This window comes from Streptomyces scabichelini (assembly GCF_011045015.1).
Classification (GTDB): Bacteria; Actinomycetota; Actinomycetes; order Streptomycetales; family Streptomycetaceae; genus Streptomyces; species Streptomyces scabichelini.
The window spans coordinates 1-25,228 of sequence record NZ_JAAKZY010000154.1 but is presented as its reverse complement, the minus strand read 5'-3'; the positions used below and the strand labels follow the sequence as shown (position 1 = coordinate 25,228).

Annotated in this window: 19 protein-coding genes and 7 pseudogenes; 11 read left to right on the top strand and 15 right to left on the bottom strand. The window is 69.1% G+C overall.

Features of this window, described 5'->3' with window-relative positions; genetic code table 11:
* Positions 1-403: 403 nt before the first annotated feature.
* From G5C60_RS35455 to G5C60_RS35440, 4 genes and pseudogenes are all read right to left on the bottom strand, one after another.
* Positions 404-883, bottom strand: coding sequence for a MarR family winged helix-turn-helix transcriptional regulator (locus tag G5C60_RS35455; RefSeq protein WP_165265518.1), 480 nt, complete (start codon positions 881-883; stop codon positions 404-406).
* A gap of 25 nt (positions 884-908) precedes the next feature.
* Positions 909-1,955 (bottom strand): annotated as a pseudogene (locus G5C60_RS35450) (oxidoreductase); the annotation flags it as partial.
* Between the two features lie 81 nt (positions 1,956-2,036).
* The gene (locus G5C60_RS35445) at positions 2,037-2,942 is read right to left on the bottom strand and encodes an NADP-dependent oxidoreductase (protein ID WP_165265513.1); all 906 of its coding nucleotides are present in this window, start codon (positions 2,940-2,942) and stop codon (positions 2,037-2,039) included.
* A 217-nt stretch (positions 2,943-3,159) separates the two neighbouring features.
* Entirely contained in the window at positions 3,160-3,939 is a 780-nt protein-coding gene (locus G5C60_RS35440; RefSeq protein WP_206440379.1) for an alpha/beta hydrolase, read from the bottom strand.
* Between the two features lie 449 nt (positions 3,940-4,388).
* Between G5C60_RS35440 and G5C60_RS35435 the strand changes: the two genes are divergently transcribed.
* From G5C60_RS35435 to G5C60_RS35425, 3 genes are read left to right on the top strand one after another with little or no spacing between them, the layout of a single operon-like run.
* Positions 4,389-5,915, top strand: a complete 1,527-nt coding sequence (locus tag G5C60_RS35435) for a class I adenylate-forming enzyme family protein (RefSeq protein ID WP_338146027.1) — start codon at positions 4,389-4,391, stop codon at positions 5,913-5,915.
* Positions 5,916-5,947: 32 nt separating this feature from the next.
* The gene (locus tag G5C60_RS35430) at positions 5,948-7,051 is read left to right on the top strand and encodes a GAF domain-containing sensor histidine kinase (protein WP_165265511.1); all 1,104 of its coding nucleotides are present in this window, start codon (positions 5,948-5,950) and stop codon (positions 7,049-7,051) included.
* The gene (locus G5C60_RS35425; protein ID WP_206440378.1) at positions 7,027-7,650 is read left to right on the top strand and encodes a response regulator; all 624 of its coding nucleotides are present in this window, start codon (positions 7,027-7,029) and stop codon (positions 7,648-7,650) included. The genes G5C60_RS35430 and G5C60_RS35425 overlap by 25 nt, the downstream gene beginning before the upstream one ends.
* Before the next feature lie 34 nt (positions 7,651-7,684).
* Here G5C60_RS35425 and G5C60_RS51275 read toward each other — a convergent pair whose 3' ends face one another.
* Positions 7,685-8,161: a hypothetical protein gene (locus G5C60_RS51275; protein ID WP_206440377.1), complete on the bottom strand. Its 477-nt coding sequence runs from the start codon at positions 8,159-8,161 to the stop codon at positions 7,685-7,687.
* A 239-nt stretch (positions 8,162-8,400) separates the two neighbouring features.
* Here G5C60_RS51275 and G5C60_RS35415 point away from each other — a divergent pair, with 239 nt between their 5' ends.
* Complete coding sequence (locus G5C60_RS35415; RefSeq protein ID WP_165265509.1) at positions 8,401-10,710, top strand: molybdopterin-dependent oxidoreductase; 2,310 nt, start codon at positions 8,401-8,403, stop codon at positions 10,708-10,710.
* 90 nt (positions 10,711-10,800) lie between these two features.
* On the opposite strand, the gene G5C60_RS35410 is transcribed toward G5C60_RS35415, so the two are convergent.
* The 5 genes and pseudogenes from G5C60_RS35410 to G5C60_RS35385 all read right to left on the bottom strand — a co-directional run bounded on the left by G5C60_RS35410 (position 10,801) and on the right by G5C60_RS35385 (position 15,629).
* On the bottom strand, positions 10,801-12,393 hold the full coding sequence (locus G5C60_RS35410) for a CocE/NonD family hydrolase (RefSeq protein WP_165265507.1): 1,593 nt from the start codon (positions 12,391-12,393) through the stop codon (positions 10,801-10,803).
* A gap of 5 nt (positions 12,394-12,398) precedes the next feature.
* On the bottom strand, positions 12,399-13,112 hold the full coding sequence (locus tag G5C60_RS35405) for a nitronate monooxygenase (RefSeq protein ID WP_165265505.1): 714 nt from the start codon (positions 13,110-13,112) through the stop codon (positions 12,399-12,401).
* A complete protein-coding gene (locus G5C60_RS35400; RefSeq protein WP_165265503.1) occupies positions 13,109-13,684 on the bottom strand; it encodes a nitronate monooxygenase in 576 nt (191 codons plus the stop codon). The genes G5C60_RS35405 and G5C60_RS35400 overlap by 4 nt, the downstream gene beginning before the upstream one ends.
* Positions 13,685-13,765: 81 nt before the next feature.
* Positions 13,766-14,545, bottom strand: a pseudogene (locus G5C60_RS35390) (SDR family NAD(P)-dependent oxidoreductase).
* A gap of 94 nt (positions 14,546-14,639) precedes the next feature.
* A complete protein-coding gene (locus G5C60_RS35385; RefSeq protein ID WP_165265499.1) occupies positions 14,640-15,629 on the bottom strand; it encodes a helix-turn-helix domain-containing protein in 990 nt (329 codons plus the stop codon).
* 91 nt (positions 15,630-15,720) lie between these two features.
* On the opposite strand from G5C60_RS35385, the gene G5C60_RS35380 reads away from it, so the two are divergent.
* Positions 15,721-16,104, top strand: a complete 384-nt coding sequence (locus tag G5C60_RS35380; RefSeq protein ID WP_165265497.1) for an MmcQ/YjbR family DNA-binding protein — start codon at positions 15,721-15,723, stop codon at positions 16,102-16,104.
* A 49-nt stretch (positions 16,105-16,153) separates the two neighbouring features.
* Here the strand turns inward: G5C60_RS35380 and G5C60_RS35375 are convergent.
* Positions 16,154-16,387, bottom strand: a pseudogene (locus G5C60_RS35375) (MFS transporter); the annotation flags it as partial.
* Positions 16,388-16,450: 63 nt separating this feature from the next.
* On the opposite strand from G5C60_RS35375, the pseudogene G5C60_RS54305 reads away from it, so the two are divergent.
* Together G5C60_RS54305 and G5C60_RS54300 are read left to right on the top strand one after the other, a co-directional pair.
* Positions 16,451-16,756 (top strand): annotated as a pseudogene (locus G5C60_RS54305) (PAS domain-containing protein); the annotation flags it as partial.
* 90 nt (positions 16,757-16,846) lie between these two features.
* Positions 16,847-17,317: pseudogene (locus G5C60_RS54300) on the top strand (ATP-binding protein); the annotation flags it as partial.
* Between the two features lie 142 nt (positions 17,318-17,459).
* On the opposite strand, the gene G5C60_RS35365 reads toward G5C60_RS54300, so the two are convergent.
* On the bottom strand, positions 17,460-17,912 hold the full coding sequence (locus tag G5C60_RS35365; protein WP_165265494.1) for a DoxX family protein: 453 nt from the start codon (positions 17,910-17,912) through the stop codon (positions 17,460-17,462).
* A gap of 296 nt (positions 17,913-18,208) precedes the next feature.
* Between G5C60_RS35365 and G5C60_RS35360 the strand changes: the two are divergent.
* The 4 genes and pseudogenes from G5C60_RS35360 to G5C60_RS35345 all read left to right on the top strand — a co-directional run.
* Positions 18,209-18,545, top strand: a pseudogene (locus tag G5C60_RS35360) (MarR family winged helix-turn-helix transcriptional regulator); the annotation flags it as partial.
* 175 nt (positions 18,546-18,720) lie between these two features.
* Complete coding sequence (locus G5C60_RS35355) at positions 18,721-19,830, top strand: LLM class flavin-dependent oxidoreductase (RefSeq protein WP_165265492.1); 1,110 nt, start codon at positions 18,721-18,723, stop codon at positions 19,828-19,830.
* Positions 19,830-20,214 (top strand): annotated as a pseudogene (locus tag G5C60_RS35350) (tetratricopeptide repeat protein). The gene G5C60_RS35355 and the pseudogene G5C60_RS35350 overlap by 1 nt, the downstream one beginning before the upstream one ends.
* 210 nt (positions 20,215-20,424) lie before the next feature.
* Complete coding sequence (locus tag G5C60_RS35345; protein WP_165265490.1) at positions 20,425-20,685, top strand: hypothetical protein; 261 nt, start codon at positions 20,425-20,427, stop codon at positions 20,683-20,685.
* A gap of 118 nt (positions 20,686-20,803) precedes the next feature.
* Here the strand turns inward: G5C60_RS35345 and G5C60_RS35340 are convergent, their stop codons facing one another.
* The 3 genes from G5C60_RS35340 to G5C60_RS35330 form a co-directional block, all read right to left on the bottom strand.
* Positions 20,804-21,709: a trimeric intracellular cation channel family protein gene (locus G5C60_RS35340; protein ID WP_165265488.1), complete on the bottom strand. Its 906-nt coding sequence runs from the start codon at positions 21,707-21,709 to the stop codon at positions 20,804-20,806.
* Positions 21,710-22,102: 393 nt separating this feature from the next.
* Positions 22,103-23,140: a glutamine synthetase gene (glnII, locus tag G5C60_RS35335; RefSeq protein ID WP_165265486.1), complete on the bottom strand. Its 1,038-nt coding sequence runs from the start codon at positions 23,138-23,140 to the stop codon at positions 22,103-22,105.
* A gap of 365 nt (positions 23,141-23,505) precedes the next feature.
* Positions 23,506-24,429 (bottom strand): class I SAM-dependent methyltransferase, encoded by a 924-nt coding sequence (locus G5C60_RS35330; protein ID WP_165265484.1) that lies wholly within the window; start codon positions 24,427-24,429, stop codon positions 23,506-23,508.
* Positions 24,430-25,228 lie beyond the last annotated feature (799 nt).

The window sequence follows — 25,228 nt, the reverse complement described above, 5'->3', positions numbered from 1 at the left end:
GAGGTGGCGCGGACGTGGGTGCCGTCGGCCGGGTCGCTCAAAGGGGGGCGGGCCTGTGGTGGTTGGGTCGGCTTGCGCGGGTCACCTTCGGCCTGCAGGAGCTTGCCGAGGTCGAAGGTGACCCGGACGCGGGTGATGCGGCCGTCATCGATGTGCGGCCCGGCTGGCGACGGGGAAGGGCTCGCCGTCCCCGCGGGGGTGTTGCCCGTCCCTCGGATGAGCTCCGCCTGCCTGCACCGGGACAGCTGGCGCTTGAATGACGCTGAGGCCCGCTATCCGCCGTTCTCGCTGACGTGCGGTGGTTAGCAGTGACTCCGCCACATTGAAGCGATTTGCATCCCATGCCCATATGTCCATCCATATATCGCGTGGGGCACGTCAACATGGGGTGCAAATGGGGGAGTTACTCGGACTCTTCTTGCGGAAGTGCGTGGCTGTTGATCGCGTCGGCGATGGCGTAGGCGGTGCGGACGAAGGACTCTGCCTGCTGCGCGGACAGGTTCTGCGCGGAGGTCTCCTCCAGGGCTCGCCACATGGCTGCCAGGGGCTCGCGCATGGCACGGCCCTTGTCGGTGAGGTGGACGACCATGACGCGCCGATCGTGTTCGGCCGGCTCGCGGACGACCAGGCCGGCGTCCTGCATGCGCCGTAGGGACTTGGAGACGGTGGAGTGGTCTGCGCCGACGGTGTCGAGCAGCTCGGACTGGGTCTGGCCGTCCCGGTCAAGGAGGTGCATCAGCAGGAGTTCCTGTCCGGGATGCAGGTCCATCTCGCGCAGCATGGCGGCGGCGCGAGCGCGGTGAGCGCGGGCGAGCTGGAAGATCGCGTAGCTCATCGGTCCCTCGCCGGCCGTAGTGGGGGTGCGGGGTGTCGGGGCGGGCATGGTTCGGTTCCTCGGACGGTGTAGGTGGGTAGTCGGTGTAGCCGGCCGCTCCGCCGCCGTAGAAGGTAGCCGGGTCGGGGGTGTTCAGCGGCGCGTCAGAGCGTAGCCGCTCGACCCGGTCCGGGTTGGCGAGCGCGAGGGCGCCGACGGAGATGAGGCCGGCCGTGCCGTTGCCGATGTCCTTGGCGCGGGTGGGTTGGTCGGTGCCGGTCCGGTTGAGGATCAGCGTGGTTGGCCATAGCGCGCGCAGGGTGTCCAGCAAAGCCTCATCGCTCGCGTTGAGGACGTTGAGGTAGGCCAGGCCGAGCGGGCTGAGGGCGCGCACGAGCGCCGGATACAGCTCGGCCGTGTCGGACTCGGCGATGTCGTTGTAGGGGTTGCCGGGGGAGATGCGCAGGCCGGTGCGGTCAGCGCCGATCTCGTCGGCGACGGCAGTGGCCTCCTCGATGGCGAAGCGGATGCGGTTGTCGACGGGACCGCCGTAGCGGTCGGTGCGATGGTTGATGTCGTCGGACAGGAACCGGTGCACCAGGTAGCGGTTGGCGGCGTGGACCTCCACGCCGTCGGCGCCCGCCGCAACGGCAGCTACTGCGGCGCGGCGGAAGTCGTGGACGGTCGCCGCGACCTCCTGCGCCGGCAGAGCACGGGGCGTGGGCAACTCCTGGGCACCGGCCCCGGTGAACATCACGCCCTGCGGCCGGATCGCCGAAGGAGCGACCGGTCGGCGCCCGTGGGAGATGTTGTCGGGGTGGGAGATGCGTCCGGCGCGCATCAGCTGGATGACGCCCCGGCCTTCGGCCGTGTGCACGGCGTCGGTGACCTTGCGCCACCCGGCGATCTGCTCGTCACTGCGGACGCCGGGGGTCAGGAGGTAACCCTGGACGTCGGCGCAGGGCCGGCCTCCCTCGGTGATGACGACCGCGTGCGAGGCCCGCTGCGCGTAGTACTCGGCGTTCAGCTCTGTGGGGACGCCTGCAGGGGTGGAGCGGTCACCGGTCACGGCGGCCATGACCCGGCGGTGCGGGAGGCAGATGCCACCGCCGGTGGTCGATGTCCACAGGGAGTGCAGCATGGGTGGGCCTTCGGTGTTGTGACGACCAGGTGGTGATCGGCAAAACAGGGTGGCGTGGTGGAAGGAGTGGGGTGGGCGTGATCAGTCCAGGGTGAGGACGATCTTGCCCCGGACATGCCCGGCGTCGCTGACCTGCTGGGCCGTGGCGGCCTGGTCGAGCGGGTAGGCGTTGACGGTGGTGACGACCTTGCCGGTCGCGGCGTCCTGCGCCAGCGCGGCCAGGCGGGCGGCCGAGCGTTCCTGGCCACCGCTGGAGAAGGTGATGCCGAGCTGGTGCGCGCGGAAGTCGGCGATGGTGACGATGCGCTCGGTGCCGCCGCGCAAGGTGATGGAGTCCTCCAGGGCTCCCTTCCCGGCCAGGTCGAACACCGCGTCCACGCCGTCAGGGGCGAGTGTCCGGACCCGCTCGACCAGGCCATCGCCGTAGAGGGTCGCGGTGGCGCCGAGCGAGGTGAGGTAGTCCTGGTTCGCGGGACCGGCGGTGCCGATGACACGAGCCCCGCGGGCCGTGGCGAGCTGGACCGCCAGGGTGCCGACCGCTCCGGCCGCGCCGTGCATCAGTACGGTCTCCCCGGCGGCGACGCCGAGCAGGTCCAGGACCCGTTCGGCCGTCTCGCCCGCCACCGGCAGCGCGACCGCGTGCTGCCAGTCGAGGCCGGCGGGCTTGGGGGCCACGGCGGTGGCCAGCGCGTACTGGGCGTACGAGCCGGTGTCCGACCAACCCAGTACCTCATCGCCCACCTTCACGTCCTGCACGCCCTCACCCAGAGCGTCCACCACGCCGGCGAGCTCGTGACCGGGGACGGAGGGGAGCGGCGTGGGGAACCTGGCCTCCAGTGCCCCGGAGCGGATCTTGCCGTCCAACGCGTTCAGCCCGGCCGCCTTGACGCGGACGCGGATCTGCCCGGGGCCGGGCTGCGGGACCTCGATGTCTGCCTCGTGCAGCACTTCCGTGCCTCCGAAACGGTCGAACAGGATGGCTTTCATGACGGCTCCTCTCATGTCACCACCCGATTTAGGTGGCTGGACACATAATCAACATAACAGCAAACATGTGGCTAGCCAAGTATTGAGCCAGTATTGGTCCGCTCGGGCTGCGCAAGATCGGTCGCTCACTGCTCCAGCGAGCGGCGCGGCACCGTACGGCGCGAGCCGCGCAATGTCGCGCCGGGCATGGATGTGACGCTGTCCGCGCTCACCGCCGCTAGTGTTCGATCTTCAGGCCGCGCTGGATGACAGCGACCGCCTCGGCGTTCACCCGCTCGTTGATCTTCGGCCCGGGGATGGCGTGGGAACCGTGGAAGGCGCCGGGGACGAGGTGGAGTTCGGTGGGTACGCCGGCCTGGAGGAGGCGCTGGGCGTAGGCGATGCCTTCGTCGCGCAGCGGATCGAACTCGCTGACGCAGACGTAGGCGGGCGGGAGGCCGGTCAGGTCCTTGGCGCGGGCCGGTGCGGCGTACGGGGAGACGTCGGGGCCACCCCGACGCCCCGGACCGCCCAGGTAGAAGTCCCACACGATCGGCAGGTCGGACCCCTTGATGATTGGCGTGCCGGTGAGTTCCGACATGGACGAGGTGTCGAGGCGGTCGTCGACGGCCGGGATGCGCAGGAACTGGAAGCACGGCGTCGGCCCGCCCCGGTCGCGGGCCATCAGGCTCACACCGGCCGAGTGGTTGGCGCCTGCGCTGTCGCCGCCGACCTCGATCCGCTCGGGGGCGATGCCCAGTTCCGCGGCGTTCTCGACCGTCCAGAGGAAGGCCGCGTAGCAGTCCTCGGGCGCGGCCGGGAAGGAGTTCTCGGGGCCCAGACGGTAGTCCACGGACAGTACGACGGCCCCCGAGTCGGCGGCCAGGGCGTACGTGAAGCCGTCATTGCCGGCGACGTCGCCGCCGATCCAGCCGCCGCCATGGAAATAGACGAGCGCGCCGTACGCTCCCTTGTCCTGGCTGCTGCACGACCACCTCGACCGCGAGGCCGAGTTCATCGCCGAAGCCGAAGCCGAAGCCGAAGCCGAAGCCGAAGCTGAAGCTGAAGCTGAAGCCGAAGCCGAAGCCGAAGCCGGCGCCCGGCCGGAGGTCCAGGCGGTCATGGAGCATTTCCCGCACCGCCGCCGGCAGACGTCGCCGGCACCGGTGGGGTCGAGGGTCTCCACGGCGATGGCCGGGACGTCGGCGGTCTCGCCGGTGCGTCCGTCCACGGCGTACGCGCCCGCGCCGAGCGCACTTGACCGTACCCATCGCCCGCCGCGCGGGCAGGCCGCCGCACGCACCTGTCCGGATGCCCGATGTCCACACCGACCGCCACCACGCCGCGGCCCGCGGCCCGCGGCGGTGCACGAGCCCAGGGCCTCGGTCGGGCACCACCCACCCGTTCGGGTGTGCCGGGCCGGGCGGATCTGCGGTCTCCTCGGCCCGGACGACGAGGAGGTGCGCGGTGGACGACGTGGTCTCGCCGGGAGGCATCCTGCGGCATGCCGTGACGCGGTACGGCGACAAGGTCGCCCTGGTCACCACGGCACGATCGATGACGTTCCGCGAACTGGACGCGGAGAGCGACCGGATCGCGGCGGCGCTGGCCGCACGCGGAGTGCGGCCGGGACAACCGGTATCCCTGTACGCGCAGAACCGGTGGGAGTGGGTGGTGGCCTACCACGGCGCCCTCAAGGCAGGAGCCGTCGTCAACCCCGTGAACGTCATGCTCACGTCGGAGGAGCTGGCGTTCGTGCTGCGCGACTGCGCCGCCGCCGCGGTGTTCACCAGCTCCGAGCAGGCAGCCGGTGTGCTGTCCCTGACCCGGGACCTGCCCGGTCTGGGCATGGTGGTCGCGTTCGACGACCCACCGGAAGGTGCCGTGGGCTTCGCCGAACTGCTCACCGGCGACGGGCCGGTCCCCGCGTTCACGCCGGACCCGGCAGCCCCCAGCACGATCGGCTACACCTCCGGCACCACCGGGCATCCCAAGGGGGCGGTGCAGAGCCACCGGGCGGTGCTGCTGAACTGCGCGCTGACCGCGACCATGCACGGCCGTACATCCACGGATGTCGTGGTGACGGCACTGCCCGCCCCGCACGTCTACGGCAACGTGGTCGTGAACAGCACCTTCCTGGCCGGCGGCACCGTGGTGCTGATGGAACGGTTCGACCCCGGCGAGGCGCTGCGGCTGATCGGCGAGCACTCCGCGACGATGTTCGAGGGCGTGCCCGCCATGTACGCGATGATGCTCGCCCACCCGGCGCTGGAGGGCGCCGACCTGTCGTCGCTGACCCGCTGCACCGTCGGCGGTCAGACCATCCCGCTGTCGACGATCGAGCGGTGGCAGGCCCGCTCGGGGGCACCTCTGATCGAGTTGTGGGGGATGACGGAGATCGCGGGACTGGGCATCACCCATGCCCTGCACTCCCCGGCCGTCCCAGGCTCGATCGGCGTTTCGCTGCCGGGCGTGGAGGTGCGTATCGCCGAGCTGAACGACGTGAAACGCGACGCTCCCCGCGGCGAGCCCGGTGAGCTCATGGTGCGCGGCCCGATCGTGATGCTCGGCTACCACGGCAACCCGCAGGCCACCGCGGAGGCCATCGAGCCGGATGGCTGGCTGCACACCGGTGACATCGCCTCGATGACCGACACCGGGCACGTCTTCATCGTCGACCGCCGCAAGGACATGATCATCACCGGGGGGTACAACGTCTACCCGGCCGAGATCGAGCGCGTACTCGCCGCACACCCCGCGGTCGCCATGGTCGCCGTCGGACCGGTGGCCGACCCGGTCAAGGGTGAGCTGGCCTGCGCGTACGTGGTGCTCGCTCCGGGCCGGGGCGCCACCGAGGAGGAACTGATCGAATTCGCCGGACGGTCACTGGCCGCGTACAAGCGGCCGCGCATGGTCCGGTTCGTCGACGACCTGCCGAAGACGTCCACCGGCAAGGTCATGCGGCGTGAGCTGATCAAGGCGTACGGGCAGTGACACCGCAGGTCGGCCCGGTGTTTGATGGCACCATGCTTCACCGCCCCCTGCTGGAGCTCGGCGGGCAGTACGCGGAACTCCTCGTGGCGCTGGACCGCGGGGAGGCCCTGCGCCGCGCCCTCGCGCTGCTGGCCGACGAGTCCGAGGTGGCCTGGACGGCTCGCCCCGGCACGGCGGGGGAGTTGACCCTCGAGCACGTCGTGGGCGACCGGACCGGAGTGCTGCGCGCGCTGCGGGTGCCGCCGGGCACCGGACTGACCGGCAAGGTGTTCCGGTCCGGGCGGGCCGAGTGGGTGGACGACTACTTCGGCAGCGCCGAGATCACGCACACCTTCGACCGGCACATGGCGGCGGAGGAGGTGCGCAGGGTTCTGGCCGTGCCCCTCGTCCGGGACGGCGAGCCGCTGGGTGTCCTCGCCATCGGGCCGCGCAGCGAGGGAGCCTTCGGCGACCGTGAACTCGACCGCGCCTCGGCGGTGGCCGCGCAGGCCGCCCTCGCCCTGTCGATCGCCGAGCGCGCCCGCCTGACCCGGGAGATCGCGATCCATGAGGAGCGACAGCGCCTCGCGGCCGACCTCCATGACAGCGTGGGCGCGCTGCTGTTCGCCCTCGGGTCCGGCATGGCCGATCTCGCCGATTCGGCGGGCGCCGATCCCCAGGTACGTGCTCGGCTCGACCGCCTTCAGCGCCAGGCGGCGGACGCCACCACCGCGCTTCGCGAGTCCCTGCGCATGCTGCGTTCGTCCCCTGCCGCGCTGGCGCTCGGCGTCGCACTGCGCGCCGACTGCGAGGCGTTCTCCGACCGCACCGGCGTGCCCGCCGCACTCGTCATCCTGGACGAGGACCCTCCCGAACTCCCGCCGTCCCGCTCGGAGGTGCTGCTGGCAGGAGTCCGCGAGGCGCTGCTGAACGTCGAGAAGCACGCCCGGGCGAGTGCAGTGACCGTGTCGGTGGGGCGCGGTGGCTCGGTGCTGACCGTCGCCGTGCACGACGACGGCGTGGGACTGGGACCTGACCACGAGCCAGGGCTCGGCCTCACCAAGACCGCCGAAGCCCTAAGCCGGCTGGGCGGCTCCGTCCGCGTGGTGTCCGACCCGGACGGTGGCACTGTGTGGCGGGCCAGGCTGCCATGCTGACCACCCGCCCCACGCGCATCGTGGTCGTGGACGATCACCCGGTCGTCCGCGACGGCGTCGCGGCCCAGCTGCACCGCTACCCCGACATGACCGTCGTCGGGCACGCCGCGACCGGAGCCGAGGCCATCGGACTGTGCGCGCGGGAGACGCCCGATGTCGTCCTGCTCGATCTGCGGCTGCCCGACTGCCTGGCCGCCGATGTCGTCCCTGCGCTGCACCGGGTCAGTCCGGACAGCCGCGTACTGCTCTTCACCGCGTTCCCCGAACACGCCGCCGTCGCTCCCACCCTGGAGGCCGGTGCCTGCGGCTTGCTGGTCAAGGACGCCGGCGGCACGGCGGTGCGCGACGCGATCCGCAGCGTCCTGCGCACCGGCGCCTTCCACACCGACACACCCGCCTCCCACAGCGCTCCCGTCACCGCCCGCGAGTACGACGTGCTGCGCCTCGTCGCGGCCGGATACACCAACCCCGAGATCGGCGACGAGCTGAACCTGTCGGTCAACACCGTCAAGTCCTATCTGCGGGACATGATGCACAAGCTCGCCGCCCGCAACCGGGCCCAACTGATCGCCAACGCCCGCGCACACGGCCTGCTCTGACTATTGATGAGCCGGTCCCCACGAGACGGTGACTTCAGTCCTTGGCCGTCCCCGGGTCGATGAGTTCGGCCAAGTGCAAGCTCCGCCGGTCGGGGGCGAGTTGCCTGACCTGCATGGAACAGCTGAACCCGTCGGCGAGGACCGGTGTGCCCGGTGCGGCCCGCTCGAGGGCGGGGGCGAGAGCCTGTTGGGCGACCTTCATGGAGACGTCGTAGTGCTCGGCCTCGAACCCGAAGGTGCCCGCGACACCGCAGCATCCCGCGGCCTCGACGATCGACATCGGCCGTGCCGGACGTCTCGTCGATCGTGTGGCGGCACATGCCTTCACGACCGCGACGACATCGTCGACGCTTCGCGGGAAGACGACGGCCAGCGGTGGAACGCGGTAGTTGGACGCGTCGTAGGAATACGCGGCGAGCCGGAGCCCCGAGTTCTCCACGGACACTCCGGCCGCCTCGATCCTCGACAGGACCGCCTCGATCCTAGTCAGGACGTCCATGGGGCCAGTCATGTCAGCGCCCGTCCTTTCTGCCCGCGGGCCCGCAGTGGCAGCGGACGCCGATCGCTGTGCGAGTCGTGCGACCGGACGCACCGAAGGTCACTCGTCCGGACACTACTGGATGACCTGTCAACCCGCTCTCGGAAGGCGCACCAGCCATGAGCCTGGACGTCGGCTGTTCACCAGTGTCTGCTTCTCCGCACGCATGCCTAGCCTGAAGGGCCAGAGGCCCGTGACAACGGAGCGTGATCATGCCGACGCATCTGACCCACTGGGGAGCTTTCGAAGCGGAGACGGACGGGCGGTCACTGAACTCCGTCCGTCCGTGGTCAGGTGATCCCGATCCGCGCGACCTCATCCACAACGTGGCGTCCGCCCAGCACCACCCGACGCGGGTGCTCCGGCCGGCCGTCCGCCTCGGCTGGCTGGAGCACGGCCCCGGCAGCGGCTCGGGCCGCGGCACCGAACCCTTCGTCGAGGTGTCGTGGGAACGGGCCATCGACCTGGTGAGCGGCGAACTCGGACGCGTCTATGCCGAGCACGGCCCGTCCGCTGTGTACGGGGGATCGTACGGCTGGGCCAGTGCGGGCCGGTTCCATCACGCCCAGAGTCAGATCCACCGGTTCCTCAACACCCTCGGCGGATACGTCGCCGGATGGGGCGACTACAGCTACGGCGCCTCCGGGATCCTGCTCCCGCACGTGGTGGGGACCACCGGCACCATCATGAAGGGCGCCACCTCCTGGGACGTGATCAGCCGGACGACCGACCTCTTCATCTCCTTCGGCGGCCTGTCCGAGAAGAACAGCGGCATCAGCTCCGGCGGGATCGGCCGGCACCCTGCCCGGGATGCGATCCGGCGGGCGGTGGCCCGAGGATGCCGCTTCATCGACATATCGCCGATCGCGGACGACACGTACGCCGAGGCCAAGGCCGAGTGGATCGCGCCCCTGCCCGGCAGCGACGCTGCCCTGATGCTGGCCCTCGCGTTCGTCCTGGACGCCGAGGACCTCGCCGACCGTGCCTTCCTCTCCACGCACTGCGTCGGGTTCGATCAGTTCCTGCCGTACCTGCGCGGCACGGTCGACGGCATCCCGAAGAACCCTGCCTGGGCGGAGCGCCTGACTGGCGTCCCCGCCGATCGGATCGTGCGCCTCGCCCGCGACATGGCCGCATCGCGAACGATGATCAACCTCAGCTGGTCCCTTCAGCGCCAGCAGCACGGAGAGCAGCCCATCTGGCTCGGGGTGACCCTGGCGGCGATGCTCGGACAGATCGGGCTGCCGGGCGGTGGTTTCCAGCACGGCTACGGCGCGACGGCCGACGTGGGGCTCCCCAAGCGGGTGGCCAGTGCTCCCTCGCTCCCGCAGGGCCACAATGCCGAGGCGTCGGGGATCCCGGTGGCGAGGATCTCGGACATGTTGCTGACGCCGGGCCGCGAGATCGACTTCGACGGGCGGCGCATCACTCTTCCGAAGATCGAGTTGATCTACTGGGCGGGAGGAAACCCCTTCCACCATCACCAGGACCTGGCTCGCCTCCGCCGGGCGTTCACGAAGCCCGCCACCGTCGTCGTCCACGAGCAGTTCTGGACCAGCACGGCACGGCACGCCGACATCGTGCTCCCGGCGACGATGTCGTTCGAGCGCCACGACTACGGTGCCGGCCGCAACGACCCGGCCTTCTTCCCGATGCCCGCCCTCACGGAGCCGGCCGGTGAGGCACGGGACGACTACGCGATCTTCTCCGCTCTCGCGGAAAGGCTCGGCCGAGGGGAGAGCTTCACCGAAGGCCGAGACGTCATGGGATGGCTTCACCACCTGTACGAGGCGTGGCGGAGCAGGCTCGCGGAGTGCGACATCGAGGTCGTCGACTTCGACACGTTCTGGGGCAGCGAGAACATCGCGATCCCCGTCGTCGACAAGGACCAGGTGTTGTTCTCGGAGTTCCGGCGTGACCCCGGCGCGAGTCCGCTGTCCACGGCCAGCGGAAAGATCGAGATCCATTCGTCGACGATCGCCCGGTTCGGATACGACGACTGCCCCGGCCACCCCGTCTGGATCGCTCCCGACGAATGGCTCGGCAGTTCCGGGGCCCGCCACTTGCACCTGATCGCGAACCAGCCCAGGACCCGGCTGCACAGTCAGCTCGACATCGGCGATACGAGCCAGAAGGCGAAGGTCGCGGGGCGGGAGCCGCTCCGGATGCATCCCCAGGACGCGGCAACTCGCGGCCTGTCGGACGGCGATGTCGTGCGGGTCCACAACGAGCGCGGGAGTTGCCTGGTGGGCCTGGTGGTGTCGGACGCGATCCGGCGCGGCGTGGTCCAGCTCTCAGCGGGCGCCTGGTACGACCCCGACCCTGACGACCCGTCATTCTGCCGCCACGGCAACCCGAACGTGCTGACCGCGGACCGGCCGGCGTCGAGCCTGTCCCAGGCCACGACGGCGCAGCACGCGCTCGTGGAAGTCGAGAAGTGGCTGGGTGAGGTCCCGGAGGTGAGCGTGACAACCCGGCCGCCCAGGCTCTTGGACGCCTCCTCCCATGATCAGTCCCGGTGAACCAACAAGGTTCCCGAACCGATGAGTTGAGACGTCAACGCCTCACTCAACGGCTCAGGAGCCTCGTTTGTGTGGTGCCCGTCGGCCCGGTCAGACGATGGGAAGCGTGACGAACGACCCGGCCTCCCCGCCGACATGGAGAGTCTGGGACGCCACGCGCATCTGGCCGGTGCGGAGGCCGTCGGCGGTGTTCAGGTTGCGGTCCCAGCGCGGGAAGCAACTGGAGGTCACCTGCACGCGGATGCGATGTCCCCTCTTGAACAGCATGCTCGTGGACCACAGGTCGACCTCGACGGTGGACTCCTCGCCGGGGACGGTCTCGACGCGGGTGATGCCGTCGACGACGTTGTAGGAGCGGCCGTCCGGGTGGACGTCGCACAGGCGCACGACCCAGTCGGTCGTGGGACCGTCGGTCGCCGCCGTCAGGGACGCGGTGATCCGCCCCGTCACCTCGACGTCCTCGGTGAGCACGTCGGTGGTGAAGACGAGGACGTCGTCGCGCTCCTCCACCACGCGCTGGTCGAAGGAGCCGGACGGCGGATGCGGCATGCAGGTGGCGCCGCCGACGGTCGGTACCGGGTTCTGCGGGTCGTACGTGAAGGCGAGCGTTCCCTGGCCCGCTTCGCCGTCGACGGTCAGCCTGCCGTCGGTGCCGAGGTGGAAGCGGGTGTCGACGGCGCGGCTGAGCGGCCACTCCGGCTCGGAACGCCATTCGCCCGCGCCCATGACGTAGATCTTCACGGGCAGGTCGTCGTCCGGGGCCTCGCCCGTGGTCAGACACGCATGCAGCCAGTCGAAGGTCAGGCCCAGAATGGACGTGGAGAAGTCGATGGCGGCACCGTGTCCTGCCACACCGAAGTTGATGTCGCCCTGCATCGCTGTCTGGGCGATGTGGTTCCAGGGCCCGACCACCAGCTTGGCCCCCGTCCGCTGCGCCGCGGCCGTGTAGTTGTCGATCGTGGCCTGGACGAACAGGTCGTACCAGCCGGCCACATGCAGACTGGGCACCGTGACGTTCTCCTGGTGCGCAGGGACGTCACCGGCGGCCATGGTCGCGCGGTCCGCGAGGTTCGGCAGGTCCCACCGGGCGACGACGGGGTCAGTGCCGGTGGGCAGTTCGTGATACGTCGGCCCGGGGATGCCGTCGAAGGCGGCGGCGAGCGCGGCCACCTGCTTCATCAGTTCCTCTTCGTTGTCGGCATGGCGACGAACGAGCACGTCGAAGCCCATCGCAAGCGCCCAGCTGCGCACGAGGCCGAGCTCATGCGCGCCACCGCGGAACGCCAGGCCGTTGTCGGTCTCGCGGAAGGTCAGCGAGGGGGCGATCGCCTTCAGCGCCGCGGGCTTGAGGCCCGCCGCCTGCCATTGCACATTGCCCAGGTAGCTGATGCCCCACATGCCCACCGCGCCGCTGGAGCCGGGCAGTTGAGCGGCCCACTCGATGGTGTCGGTGCCGTCGGCGGCCTCGTTCACCAACGGCACGAACTCGCCCTCGGAGGCGAACCGCCCCCGTACGTCCTGGACCACGGCGATGAGCCCCCGCCGCGCGGCCAGCACGGGGTCGAGGTACAGCAGCTCAGAGCTGTCCGTCTTGTCGTACGGCGTCCGGGAGACGATGACAGGCCAGGGTCCCTGTCCCTCGGGACGGTAGACGTCCGCCCGCAGCACGACACCGTCGCGCATCGGGACTAGTCGACGTCCGTGACCTTCTGGAGATGGTCGAGGGCGTTGACGTACTCGTTGAGCAGCCGCGTGATCTCGGACTTGACGGTGGTGTGGCCCTTCATGTCACCGACCACCTGGCCCACGGCGTAGGTCCAGTAGTCGAGGTCGCGTGCGTGCTCGGCCCGCTTGTAGGAGTAGCCGTTCAGGATCGACTGCATCGGCCAGGACAGCGGCGCGGGAGCGGTGGGAGCCTGCCAGGCGTCGACGTACTTCGTACGCAGCATCCGTCCCGGCTTGCCGGTCATGACCCGCGCCAGGAGGGCGTCCTCCGACTCGGCGGCGAAGAGCTTCTCCCGCATCTCCAGGCTGAGTTCGCTCTCCGCGGTGCCGAGCCACAGCGACCCGGTCCACACACCCTGACAGCCCAGGGACAGCGCGGCCAGGATGTGCGAGCCGCGGGACACACCGCCGGCGGCCAGCACCGGAACGCCGGCCGCGGCCTCCACGACCTGCGGCCAGAGCACCATCGACGCCACGGTGCCGACGCTGCCGCCCGCCTCCGTGCCCTGCGCGACGATGAGGTCGACCCCTGCCTCACGCTGCTTCACCGCGTGCCGGGCGGTGCCGACGAGCGCACCGACCTGGACGCTCTTGGCGTGCGCCGCCTTCACCACCCAGTCCGGTGTGACACCGAGGGCGCCGACGACCAGGCTCACCGAACTCCGGGCCAGCGTCACATCGAGCTGGTCGACGCGTACCCGGTATGGCCGCCCGCCTCGGTGCCCTGGGCGACGATGAAGTCGACTCCCGCGGCGCTCGCCTCACGCGCCTTGCCCACCGAGCCGACCAGGGCGAAGACCTGTATGCCCCGCTCCTTGCACTCCCGGATGAACCAGTCGGGCGTGGCGAAGGTCAGTACCACCGCAGCCGGAGCCGCGTCCAGCACGACCTGCACCTGATCGGCCACGGCGCCCGGCGTCAGCAGCGCCTCGATGCCCGACAGCTTGGTGCGTTCCTGGTCGTCGAGTGAGTCCCACAGTTCGCGCACGGGCGCCCACTGTTGCTGGTCCTCGGTGGTCAGGGCGTCCGGCAGCAGTAGATTGACCGCGTACGGCTTGTCGGTCCCCTTCTTGATCGTCTCGATCGGGTCCCGCAGTGTGTCCGGCATGAAGCCGGCGCCTTCGAGACACCCCATGCCTCCGGCGTTGCTCACCGCCACCACCAGTTGCGCCTGGGCCACGCGCGCCATCCCCGCCGAGCAGATGGGATGGGCGATGCCGAGAGTCTCGGTGAGTACCGTCTGTATCACGGGTCGGACCTTTCAGCTCGATCGGTGGCAGTGGCTGCCCGACTGCTTCTGACGTGTACATCCCTGGGCGCGAGAGCGGCCTCAGGTGGCACTCCACCCGCCGTCGACGCGGATCTCCTGGCCATTGACATAGGAAGCCCCTTCGGAGGCCAGGAACAGCACGACCGAGGCGACTTCGCCGGGGTCGGGTTAGCGGGCCGCGGGGATGAGGAAGTCCATGATCTCGGGCGATACCCCGATCCCGCGGTTCTGGCTGGACACCAAGTCGCCCAGGAGTTCTTCCGAGGTCGCGCGCAGGTTGGTGCGGATGACACCCGGGGCGACGACGTTCGCCGTGACGTTGTGCGGACCCACGTCGATCGCGAGCCGGCGGTGGAGGCCCTCGATACCGGCCTTGGAAGTGACGTAGGCGAGACCGTCGGCGGCGCCGCGCTGACCCGCGACGGAACGGATGGAGATGATGCGGCCGGACTTCTGGCCGATCATGGCCCTCGTGGCGGCACGGCAGCCGATGAACGTGCCGGTGAGGTTGACCGTGATGACCTTGTGCCACAGTTCCGGGGTCGTCTCGAGCACGTCGGCATACCCGTCGAAGATGCCGGCGCTGTTGACCATGACGTCCAGGGAACCGGTGGCCTCGACCACTTCGTCGACGAGCGCGCTCACGCTGTCGTAACTGCTCACGTCCACGACCCGCAGGTGGAGCGACGAGGGGGAGGACAACTCGGCCTTCGTCTCCTCCAGGCGTTCCTGGGAGATGTCACTCGCGAAGACCTCGTATCCCGCGTCGACGAAAGCGCGGGCGATACCCCGCCCGATGCCGGAGCCTGCCCCAGTGATGATGACGCTCGGTTTGTCCATGCCTGTGACCCTAGGGATCCCCGGGCGCGGGCCAGAAGTGGAATCCTCATGAGACGTCGCGCGAGGTTTTGGGATATCCACCGGCGGGGGAGTCTCAGGGCTCCGCGGTGGCCTGACGAGCCGCGTAGGCGGCGGGTGTGAGGCCGGTGTGGTGCCGGAAGAAGCGGCCGAAGTTGGCCGTGTCGGTGAAGCCGAGGTGGTCGGTGACCGCGCGGGCGGTCCACCGGGCATGGCCGAGCAGACGGCGTGCTTCGAGCGCCCGGCGCCGGTCGATGACCTGCCGTGCTCCGGTGCCGGCGGCGACCTGGGTGGCGCGGCTGAGGGTTCGTACGGAACAGCCGAGCAGCCGGGCGTAGTCGTCGACGCGGTGCAGCTCGCGGTAGTGCAGCTCCAAGGCGTCCAGGAATCGTTCGTAGACCGCCGAAGAAGCGGTTCCGGCGGTGGCCGGAGCTCCTGCGACGTCCGGTGAGTTGGCGAGGCGTAGGAGCAGGGCTTCGAGGAGGCTGCACCGCAGGGCGTGATGGGCCGCGAGCGGGCGGCGTCCCAACGCACGGTGTTCGTCGAGGAGTTGGAACGCGGTCTGCTCCAGCCAGGGGGCGTCATCGGGATGCGGGGTCAGCACGGCGGGGGCGTCGTGCGAGGTGAGGGGAGCCAGCCGGCGGGCGATGTCGGTCCGGAGCGCCTCCGGCTCGAACAGGATGAAGGGGCCGCGGGCGGTGCTGGGGTCGTGCCAGCACTGCACATGCCCGGGGCGCACCCATAGCCACTGGCCAGGAGCCACGGTGCGCGTGACGTGATCGACGTCGTGCTGCAGTTCACCCTCCGTCACGAGGATCAGGTAGTGGAAGGTGGCTCGGCCCGGACGGGGCGGATTCCACGGCCAGTCGTCGTGGTCGGCGTGGAAGTCCTCGACGGTGGTCACTTCCAGGCCGTACGGGGTACCGACCGGGGGCTGGAAGCCGTACAGCGGGACGGACTCGGACTCGGACTCGGACTCTGCGCGTGCGGCGGAGTCGGGCCGCGAGACGAAGAGGGCCGAGGGACCCCGCTCGGACCGCCGCGAGTGTCGCCTGTCGACCATCATGTGTCCGCAGCTTACCCACCGGACCGTCGTCCGCTGGGAAAGGATGGTGAACGCGGGGCCCGCCGCGATGGGAATCGAGGAGTGGACGACCTTGGACGGAGAAACACTGCAGAGGACCGCGGCCGACTGCGCCGATGAACTGCCCGGGGCCGGGCTGGAGCACCCGTTCGGCCCCGAGTGGGAGGTGTACAAGGTACGCGGCAAGGTCTTCATGCTTATGACGCAGGTGACGGGTGAGCCCATGGTGATTCTCAAATCGGCCCCCGACGAGGCGGCCGCCCTGCGTCAAGAGCATGTGGAGATCACCCCCGGCTACCACATGAACAAGAAGCACTGGATCACGCTGGAAGGCGGAAACACGATCGACGAGACGCTGGTGAAGGAGCTCGTGACCGAGTCCTACCGACTTGTCGTCGACCGGCTCGCCAAGTCCCGGCAGCCCGTCGACCCGCACACCTACGGCCGCCGCGCCTGACCTGACGTCAGGCCGCCATCGTGGCCGGCTTGTCGTGGCCACCCCCGCCCTGCGCATGCAGGTAGGAGGTCACCACCCAGGACATGTGTGAACCGCCACCGAGATCAGCGACGATCGTCGGCAGTGCGGTTCCGACGATCGTCTGGTCGAGGGAGGCCAGCAGCATGCCCGCGGCGATGGTGGCGAAGACGACGGTGCGTTCGCGAGGGCTCAGCAACGGGGGCGCGGACGGGTCCGGGGCCGGTTCCGTTCCTGCCCCGGGCGAAGAGGCTGGTGCAGTCATGGGAACCCTCGCAGTGAAAGGAGGCGCGCGACTAGGTGACGCATCATCCTGGCGGGATGATCGATGAGGTGTCAACAAGCGTGTGTGCCGATGATGGGAAGAGCTCCGGCAGAGCGCTGCGAGGTGCCGAACGGAGCGAGGAGTGCCATGAGCGAATCCAGCGACCATGTCGGCAGTGGTTCCTTCGCCCTCGATGCCTTCGATGCCGCCGCCGTACTCGACGAAGACGGCACGGTACGCCAGTGGTCCCTGGCGGCCGCGGAGCTTGTGGGCTACGACGCGGCGGATGTCCGGGGCCGGCCGCTGGGGGCCCTGATCGCCGATGCCTCCGATGCCTCCGATGCGTCGTGCGCGGGACCCTTGCAGGGCACCCGGTTGCCGGCCGGGGGCCGGGCCCTGTTGCGGCACCGCCAGGGCGGCACGGTCGATGTCACCTTCCAGAACGGGATCGGTGTTCCCCTGGACGCGCTGGGCCGCTCCGTCCTCGCAGACATCGGCGAACCGCCGGTCCGCGAGGACATCGCGCTGCTGCTGGCCCGTACGCGCGCCGTTCGGGGCGAGGACATCGCGAGCTGGACCTTCCCGGCCGACCCGACCGTCGTGGCTCAGGCACGGGAGCAGATCTCCCGCCAGTTGACCGCGTGGGGCCTCGACGACCTCGCCTTCACCACCGAACTCGTCGTCAGCGAACTGGTCACCAACGCCGTCCGCTACGCCGGCGGCCCGGTCGGGCTGCGTCTGATCCGGGACAACGTGCTGATCTGTGAGGTCATCGACCCCAGCAACACCCAGCCACGGTTGCGGCGGGCCAGCCACACCGACGAGGGTGGCCGCGCCCTGTTCCTGGTGGCGCAGCTCACCACGCGCTGGGGCTGTCGCTACGGTCGGACGGGCAAGACCATCTGGGCCGAACAGCCCCTCACCCCGTAGAAGGGGTAGGCGACGTGGGAAACGCAGACCCTGCTTCCCTCAAGTGTGGATCTGCAAAGGGGCCGGAAGCGCGGCACGGGACAGTCAGGGCAGGACAGGTCGCGCCGCGCTTCCGGGGTCCAATGCGCTCCTCAGGGCGGGCTCACATGGCCAGACCGAGTGTGACGGCGGTCGCCGCGGAGACCAGCGCGAGGATGATGGGGGCCATGGAGTTTCCGCGGGTGGCGGGGTTGGCGTAGTCGCCGACCTTGGCGTGGAAGCCCACGGCGCCGATCATCGTGATCCCGAAGCCGACGGCGGCCGCGATACCCAGAGGCTGCCAGAAGAGCCCCATGACCAGGCCCACGAACGCGGCGACCTCGGCCAGTCCTATGAAGCGGACCAGCCCGGCGCTCAGGCCCATGTGGGACTGGAGCCCCGCGGACACGTCGCCCTTCAGCATTGCCTTCGGCGCGCCGGCAGACAGCGCCACAAGGGCGAGCAGCACGCTGAGGACGGCGGCGGTGATGTACATGGGGGTGGTCCCTTCCAGTGTGGCCCGCGCCCCGGCCGGGGCGTGCAGACCATTGGTTGTCTCGTCAACGAAGGTCGTCACCCAGGAACATAGGGAAGCAGGAGTGATGTGTCAACTAAGTGACCGGGTCGCGCGACAAGTAGCCCTTTTGAGCTTCGTCGGCCGCGGTCGTAACGGCATCGTCCGGGCGGGCGAGGGGTGGTCGAGAATCACGGTCCATCGGCAGATGACGAGTCAACCAATCGCGCACACTCGTTCGGATGGACGAACAATCGCAGTGGCTCACCCCGGTGGAGCGGCAAGCCTGGCGAAGTGTCATTCGGATGTACGAGAGGCTCGGCGGACGGCTGTCCCGCCGTCTGTAGTCGGAGTCGTGCCTGTCCGCATCCGACTATGCCGTGCTCGTCTCGCCTCGCGGAGGCGCCCGGCGGTCGTATGCGGCATGTGGATCTGGTCAGGAGCCTGGAGTGGGAGAAGGGCAGGATGTCCCATCAGGTCTCTCGCATGGTGAAGCGCGGACTGGTGATCCGGCAGGAATGTCCCGAGGATGGCCGCGGCATGTTCGTGGTCATGGCACCAGAGGGGCGGGAGGTGATCGCGGAAGCCGCGCCCTGTCATGTCAGTGAGGTTCGGCGCCTGTTCATCGAACCCCTGACTCCCGAGGAACTCCTGACATTCGCCCGCGTGGCGGACCGCGTTGTCGAGCGACTGGAGGCGAGCGGTGCTGATCGGCCGGCCCGTGCTCGTGTCCATGCCCGTACCCGTCTCCGTGCCCGTGCCCGTGTCCGTGGCTGGGGATGGCTGACGCGTGCAGCCGGAATACGGATGCGCCGGGGCGAGTTGATAAGCTTATAGTTGATGCATCAACTTCAAGGAAAGGTTGATCACGATGCAGTTCGGCATCTTCACCGTTGGTGATGTGGCCACGGACCCGGCCACGGGCCGTACGCCGACGGAACACGAGCGGATCAAGGCGATGGTCGCCATCGCGCAGAAGGCCGAGGAAGTGGGCCTGGACCTCTTCGCGACCGGCGAGCACCACAACCGGCCGTTCGTGCCGTCGTCCCCGACGACGATGCTGGGCTGGATCGCCGCCCGCACCGAGCGCATCATCCTGTCCACGGCCACCACGCTGATCACCACGAACGACCCGGTGAAGATCGCCGAGGACTACGCGATGCTCCAGCACCTGGCCGACGGCCGCGTGGACCTGATGATGGGCCGCGGCAACACCGGCCCGGTCTATCCGTGGTTCGGCAAGGACATCCGCGACGGGATCAGCCTCGCCGTCGAGAACTACGCCCTGCTGCGGCGGCTGTGGCGCGAGGACGTCGTGGACTGGGAGGGGAAGTTCCGCACACCGCTCCAGGGATTCACCTCCACGCCGCGGCCGCTGGACGGAGTACCGCCCTTCGTCTGGCACGGCTCCATCCGCTCGCCGGAGATCGCCGAGCAGGCCGCGTACTACGGCGACGGCTTCTTCCACAACAACATCTTCTGGCCGAAGGAGCACACCGGGAAGATGATCGACCTGTACCGGGAGCGGTACGCGTACCACGGTCACGGCAGCGCCGAGCAGGCGATCGTGGGTCTGGGCGGCCACGTCTACATGCGCCGCAACTCCCAGGACGCCATCCGCGAGTTCCGTCCGGTCTTCGACAGCTCACCGGTGATGGGCGGTGGGATGTCCATGGAGGAGTACATGGAGCAGACCCCACTGACTGTCGGTACCCCGGAGCAGGTCATCGAGAAGACGCTGTCCTTCCGCGAGTACGCCGGTGACTATCAGCGTCAGCTGTTCATGGTGGACGGCGGCGGAGTCCCGCTCAAGGCGGTGCTGGAGCAGCTCGACATGCTCGGAGAGGAGGTCGTTCCCGTCCTGCGGAAGGAGTTCGCCAAGAGCCGGCCGGCCCAGGTACCCGACGCCCCCACCCATGTCTCGCTGCTCTCCGCCCGCGGCGCCGGCCTCGCGCAGGAGCCGGCAGGAAGGGAGGACTGATGACCGGCAACTTCGACAGCTTCGACAACCTCAACGACTACCCGGCGCAGGACGGAGTCGCGCCCGACCGCTGGGCCGGTGCCCTGCACCTGTTCGACAACGGCGTCGGCGGACCGCACGAGGAGCACGAGGAGACCGTCCTCGAGCGCTGGGAGAGGGCCCAACTGCTCTTCGCGGCCCGGGACTTCATCGGTGCCGCCCGTCTCCTCGACCTCGTCGAGGAGGTCCCGGAGCAGACGTCAGGTCATCGACCGCGATCCGGTGGAGCACTACGCCCACCTGATGCTGGGCCGCACCTTGGAACGCCAGGGGCGCCGCGACGAGGCGGCACCCTGGCTGCGGATGGCTGCCGCCTTCTCGGGCGAGCTGTCCGCCGAGGACTGAGGCGCGCGTGTACGCGGAAGGGGGGCACCGGTCAACCGACGCCCCTCCCTCAGGCCCTGCGGCCTTGGGCAGGCCAGTTCCTGGGGTAGCGCAGGACCAGCCGGCCGTACCGCCCGCCCGCACCGGCCGAAAGGCGATCGCTGTGCTGGTGGCCGTGGCCGGCCTCGTGCTGGTGCGCCGGACGCCGCGAACACGACCATGGTCTTCCGCGTGGAAACCCGCGGGGACCAGAGCCCGCAGGCAGTCCAGCTCGCCGCCCAGGACCTGTGGGAGACCTGCCGCCGCTCCACCGCGGCAGAGAACGGCGACGCCGCGCTCAACCGGTTGGACGACGGCGTGTACACGGGCGTCGTCCGGCCCGCCCTGCCCTCGCACGACGTGATGCGGCTGTGCGGGTGCATCGAGGACGCCAACACCAACCGCACCAGCGCCGTCGTGCTGGAGAAGGGGCAGGCGGAGCAACGGGGCTGACAAGGAGTCGTTCGGCATTGCCGGGCCGAGGTGGTCGTGATCGCCGGCTTGTTGGACGGCGTCTGGTCGAGCACGCCGACGTAGGGGGCTCTGTTGCCAAATGCGCTCAAACGCTCCGTCAGTCTTGTGACGTCTGCCCTAGTGACGTCTGATCTCGGCCGTGAGTATTCCGTTTCTCGGATCGGTTGAGGAGGAGCCGCGGGTCCTGGCCGGGGGCCGGGGTTCGTTTCATGGGCAGGGTGTCGTCTCTGCGATGGATGAATGAGTCCGCCTCGATGCGCGGCATTCTTACCGTGTCGGATTCGACGGCTTGTGCTGGTGTTGCGGCGGGGTCCGGTTTCGCGGTCGGCGGCTGGTGCCGCATCCCCGAGAACGGGTCGCGCCAGAAGTGGGATCGCGGGGTGCGCCAGTTGTAGCGCAGGGCGAGAAGCCGCAGTCCGAAGGCGAACAGCGAGGTGCCGATGGCGGTGCCGACATTGAGTAGTCCGGTGTAGTGCAGGAGGGCGGTCAAGGTCGCGCCGGCCAGGGTCGGCAGCGCGTACAGGTCGTGGTTCCAGCGGAGCAGCGCCGGCTGTTCGAGCGCGAGGAGACTGGCGAGCACGCCGCCTCCGAAGGCGCTGACGCAGCCGAGGGTGACGGCAGCGGGAATGTTGAAGCCGTGGGCGAGCGCCTTGACCGTGCCGGTGACGCTGAAGAGTCCCAGCGCCGCTGCGTCGGATGTGTCGAACAGCCTGCCTTCCCGCACTTTGTCGTCGTCGATGAGACGGTGGCCGAAGTACACGATCGCCGCGGCGGCGCAGGGTGTGAAGAAGTAGCCGAGATCGGTGAAGGCGACGGGGGTGACCCCGAGGACCACGTCTCGGAAGAGGCCGCCGCCGAGGCCCGCCGCCTCACTGAGAATGACTGTCCCGAAGATGTCGAAGTCCTTGCGCACTGCGAGGAACGCCCCGGAGAGGGCGAAGGCGAAGATGCCTAAGAGATCCATCACGTACTGGACAGCGCCGCTCAGTTCGTCGATCGGCATCGGACAAGCCTCCCTGAAGGCTGTTGAACATGCATGCCCTTGAGCTACTGGGCATACGAACGATGTTTCTGGAGTGAGCAGAGACCTCGGACACGCTCGCGGCGACGCCCGTGCTTGCGGCCCGGCCCGCGCCCCGGCACGCCACATTCCAGGTCGCATGGTCCGCCGTCGCGGTCGCCCACCGCGCGGCTAGCACTTCCCGGACGGCGACACCCGCTGAGCCCGGGGCCGATTTCGAGGTACTCACCGCAGCCCAACTGGGAAAGATTCGCCGGGCGCCTGGTCAATGAGGGAGTGGCCGTGGTCCCTCTCCCGGCGGAGTCCTGCGGTGGTGCGGCCCCGTTGCCCGCGCCTTGGGGGGCGCGGGCAACGGGGCCGCGGTATGACGTGGGGTCAGACCTGGCCGGCCTTGTCCAGGGCGGTGCAGCAGGTGTCGACGATCAGACGCGTCACGACGTACGGGTCGACGTTGGCGTTCGGGCGGCGGTCCTCGATGTAGCCCTTGCCGTCCTTCTCGACCTGCCACGGGATACGGACCGAGGCGCCGCGGTTGGAGACGCCGTAGGAGTACTCGTTCCACGGGGCCGTCTCGTGCAGGCCGGTCAGCCGGTCGTCGATGCCGGCGCCGTAGTTCTTGACGTGGTCGAGCGGCTTGGAACCCTCGCCGAGCGACTCGCACGCGGTGATGATCGCGTCGTAGCCCTCGCGCATCGCCTTCGTGGAGAAGTTGGTGTGCGCGCCCGCGCCGTTCCAGTCGCCCTTCACCGGCTTGGGCTCCAGGGTGGCGGAGACACCGAAGTCCTCGGCGGTGCGGTACAGCAGCCAGCGGGCCAGCCACAGCTGGTCGGAGACCTCCAGCGGCGACAGCGGGCCGACCTGGAACTCCCACTGGCCGGGCATGACCTCGGCGTTGATGCCGGACAGGCCCAGACCCGCCTTGAGGCAGTTGTCCAGGTGGGCCTCGACGATCTCACGGCCGAAGATCTCGTCGGCGCCGACACCGCAGTAGTAGCCGCCCTGCGGGGCCGGGAAGCCGCCCTCGGGGAAGCCCAGCGGGCGCGAGCCGTCGAAGAAGGTGTACTCCTGCTCGATGCCGAAGATCGGCTCCTGCGCGGCGAACCTCTCGGCCACGTCCACCAACTGCGCGCGGGAGTTGGACGGGTGTGGCGTCATGTCGGTGTTGAGGACCTCGCACATGACGAGGACGTCGTCGCCGCCGCGGATCGGGTCCGGGCAGGAGAAGACCGGCTTCAGCACGCAGTCGGAGGCGTGGCCTTCGGCCTGGTTCGTGGAGGACCCGTCGAAGCCCCAGATCGGCAGCTCGGCACCCTTGGCTGTTCTTTCGGAGTCCGCCAGTATCTTCGTCTTCGAACGGAGCCTGGCCGTCGGCTCGGTGCCGTCGATCCAGATGTACTCAGCCTTGAAGGTCATGACTTTCCTATCATTTCAGTTCATTTCAGTGCGTGCGATGTGAAGGGTGGCGGTGCACAGGGTCGTATTCACCGCTACCACTGAGGTGCAGCCGGGCAGAGCCACCGGCACGCCGTGGTCGGCCCGACAGTCGGCGCCGCCCGGCGAAACGGGAGGCGGATCACGCCTCGCGCAGCCGGGCAATACCGGTGAGATCGTTGCGATGACCGGTGGCGCTCGGGGCTTCAGCCACCACGAGGTGTCGGCGGTGGCCGGTGGCCGGTGGCCGGTGGACTTCGAGACGCCGAAGCAGGGCGGTAATGCCCGTCGTGCATGGCGGAGGCGGGAAGTGAGGTGCCGATGCCGTCGACCCTCATCTGCTCGTCTCATCCATGACGAGCAGGTCCGCGACGCCTGGTGAGATCGTGTGGCGCCTCGATGATGGACGGCTTGGCCTGGGAGGCATCGTGAGTAACAAGAGCGGACGCGATATTGGCTCGTGCGATGGGGTGACCGTGTTCTCCGGTCTCCATGGCGCGCACTTCCTCGGCCAGAATCGTCCTGAAGCGGTTTCGATGGAGGGAAACCGCGGTGAGGTACTGAGGATGCATGCGAAAGATCGGATGCAGCTCGTCCACGAACGTCTCGGGCTGGGGCATGACGCACTGCAACTGGATGCTTTCCAGGCGGACGTCATGGCATCCGGCCTGGCTCAGCGCGTGCTCGATTTCCGACTGCTTCAGATACTCGCTCAACGGGGCCACGAACTTGCCCAGGCCGGGGTCGTTGAGGCGGTTGATGGCCCGGCCCAGGGGTGTGAAGAACGGAGCTCCCACGGGGTCTGCCCAGTGCGCCACACTGACAACGCCGCCAGGGCGCACCACTCTGACCATCTCGGCGAGTGCTTTCGTCGTTTGGTCTCCGCAGTCCAGCACGCCGAGTATCGAGAACGCCGCGTCGAACTCATCGTCGCCGTAGCGCAGGTCCAGGGCGTCCATCACCTTGGCGGAACATCCGGAATACGGCTTCAAACGCTCAGTCAGGCGGCCCACCATCGCTGACGACGTATCGATTGCGTCGACGCTGTGTCCACGCTCGGCCGCGGCGACGGCCAATGCGCCCGTACCCGCTGCCACGTCCAGAACAGCTGAGCCCGCGCTCGGTGCGGCTTGGTCCAGTGCCGCCTTCGCGAGCACTGCCGAGCAAGGCTCCATCCACCGCTCGTAGGTGGGAATCAATGCGTCCCACGGATTTCGAGGCGTTGTTCCGGTCATTGCGTTGTCTGGTCTTTCCTCATGATGCTGTGTCATGTTGCCCGACAGTGACTGTTTCTCGGGCAAAGGCTTGGTCGCATGCTTGACTCAACCAGCGGTCGGCCGGGTGAGCCATACTCCGGTGATGCGGAGCCATACGCGTATGTGCACAGTCGGTGCACTCTGCCGCGATACCGGCGCAGGCATGGACACCCTCGGTGAGGGACCCGAATAGTTGTGACCCGGCCAGGCGGGCTGAGGCACTGAATGCGGCCAGGTCGCCACCAGTGCAGGCGATCAGCTCGGCACCGAGAAGGGTGCCGGTGCCGGGCATGCTCACGATGGTCTTGGCGTGCTGGTGTTGGCGGAACCGGTCCCTCGATGAGCGCGTCGACGCGCGTGATCCCGGCGTCCAGGTCCCTGACCGCGCGGGCCAGTGTGTGCGTCATGGCGGCTGCGGTCTTCTCGCCAGGGACCTGGGTGTGCTGGGCGTGGGCAGCCTTGACGGCAGCCGCTGCGATCACCGCGGCATTGGGCACGCTGCGGTTGGCGAGCCAGCCGGCCAGACAGGCCTTTCCGATCCACCGCAGGGCAGCGGCAGCGGGTGTCTGGTAGCCGGTCAGCGGAACCAGCGCGTCCTTCGAGCGCTGTAGTCGAAAGCGCATTCCAACGCAAGGAAGAACTCTAGGAGTTGGTCACGCAGCCCGGTTGATGGCGCGGGTGCGGTCGGCGTAGTTCCGGGTCGGTGGGGTAGCGACGGGCCGCCGCGCGTAAGCCGGCGACGATGGCGGCGCGGAATGAGTTCAGATGCCCGGCAGAGCGGAAGACTGTGGACGGCGCGTCGGTGAATGTCCGC

Excerpts from the sequence above, each read along its gene's own strand:
- G5C60_RS35455 (WP_165265518.1), bottom strand. The coding sequence starts at position 883 with ATGCCCGCCCCGACACCCCGCACCCCCACTACGGCCGGCGAGGGACCG.
- G5C60_RS35445 (WP_165265513.1), bottom strand. The coding sequence starts at position 2,942 with ATGAAAGCCATCCTGTTCGACCGTTTCGGAGGCACGGAAGTGCTGCAC.
- G5C60_RS35440 (WP_206440379.1), bottom strand. The coding sequence starts at position 3,939 with ATGAACTCGGCCTCGCGGTCGAGGTGGTCGTGCAGCAGCCAGGACAAG.
- G5C60_RS35430 (WP_165265511.1), top strand. The coding sequence starts at position 5,948 with ATGCTTCACCGCCCCCTGCTGGAGCTCGGCGGGCAGTACGCGGAACTC.
- G5C60_RS51275 (WP_206440377.1), bottom strand. The coding sequence starts at position 8,161 with ATGACTGGCCCCATGGACGTCCTGACTAGGATCGAGGCGGTCCTGTCG.
- G5C60_RS35415 (WP_165265509.1), top strand. The coding sequence starts at position 8,401 with ATGCCGACGCATCTGACCCACTGGGGAGCTTTCGAAGCGGAGACGGAC.
- G5C60_RS35410 (WP_165265507.1), bottom strand. The coding sequence starts at position 12,393 with ATGCGCGACGGTGTCGTGCTGCGGGCGGACGTCTACCGTCCCGAGGGA.
- G5C60_RS35385 (WP_165265499.1), bottom strand. The coding sequence starts at position 15,629 with ATGATGGTCGACAGGCGACACTCGCGGCGGTCCGAGCGGGGTCCCTCG.
- G5C60_RS35355 (WP_165265492.1), top strand. The coding sequence starts at position 18,721 with ATGCAGTTCGGCATCTTCACCGTTGGTGATGTGGCCACGGACCCGGCC.
- G5C60_RS35340 (WP_165265488.1), bottom strand. The coding sequence starts at position 21,709 with ATGCCGATCGACGAACTGAGCGGCGCTGTCCAGTACGTGATGGATCTC.
- glnII (WP_165265486.1), bottom strand. The coding sequence starts at position 23,140 with ATGACCTTCAAGGCTGAGTACATCTGGATCGACGGCACCGAGCCGACG.
- G5C60_RS35330 (WP_165265484.1), bottom strand. The coding sequence starts at position 24,429 with ATGACACAGCATCATGAGGAAAGACCAGACAACGCAATGACCGGAACA.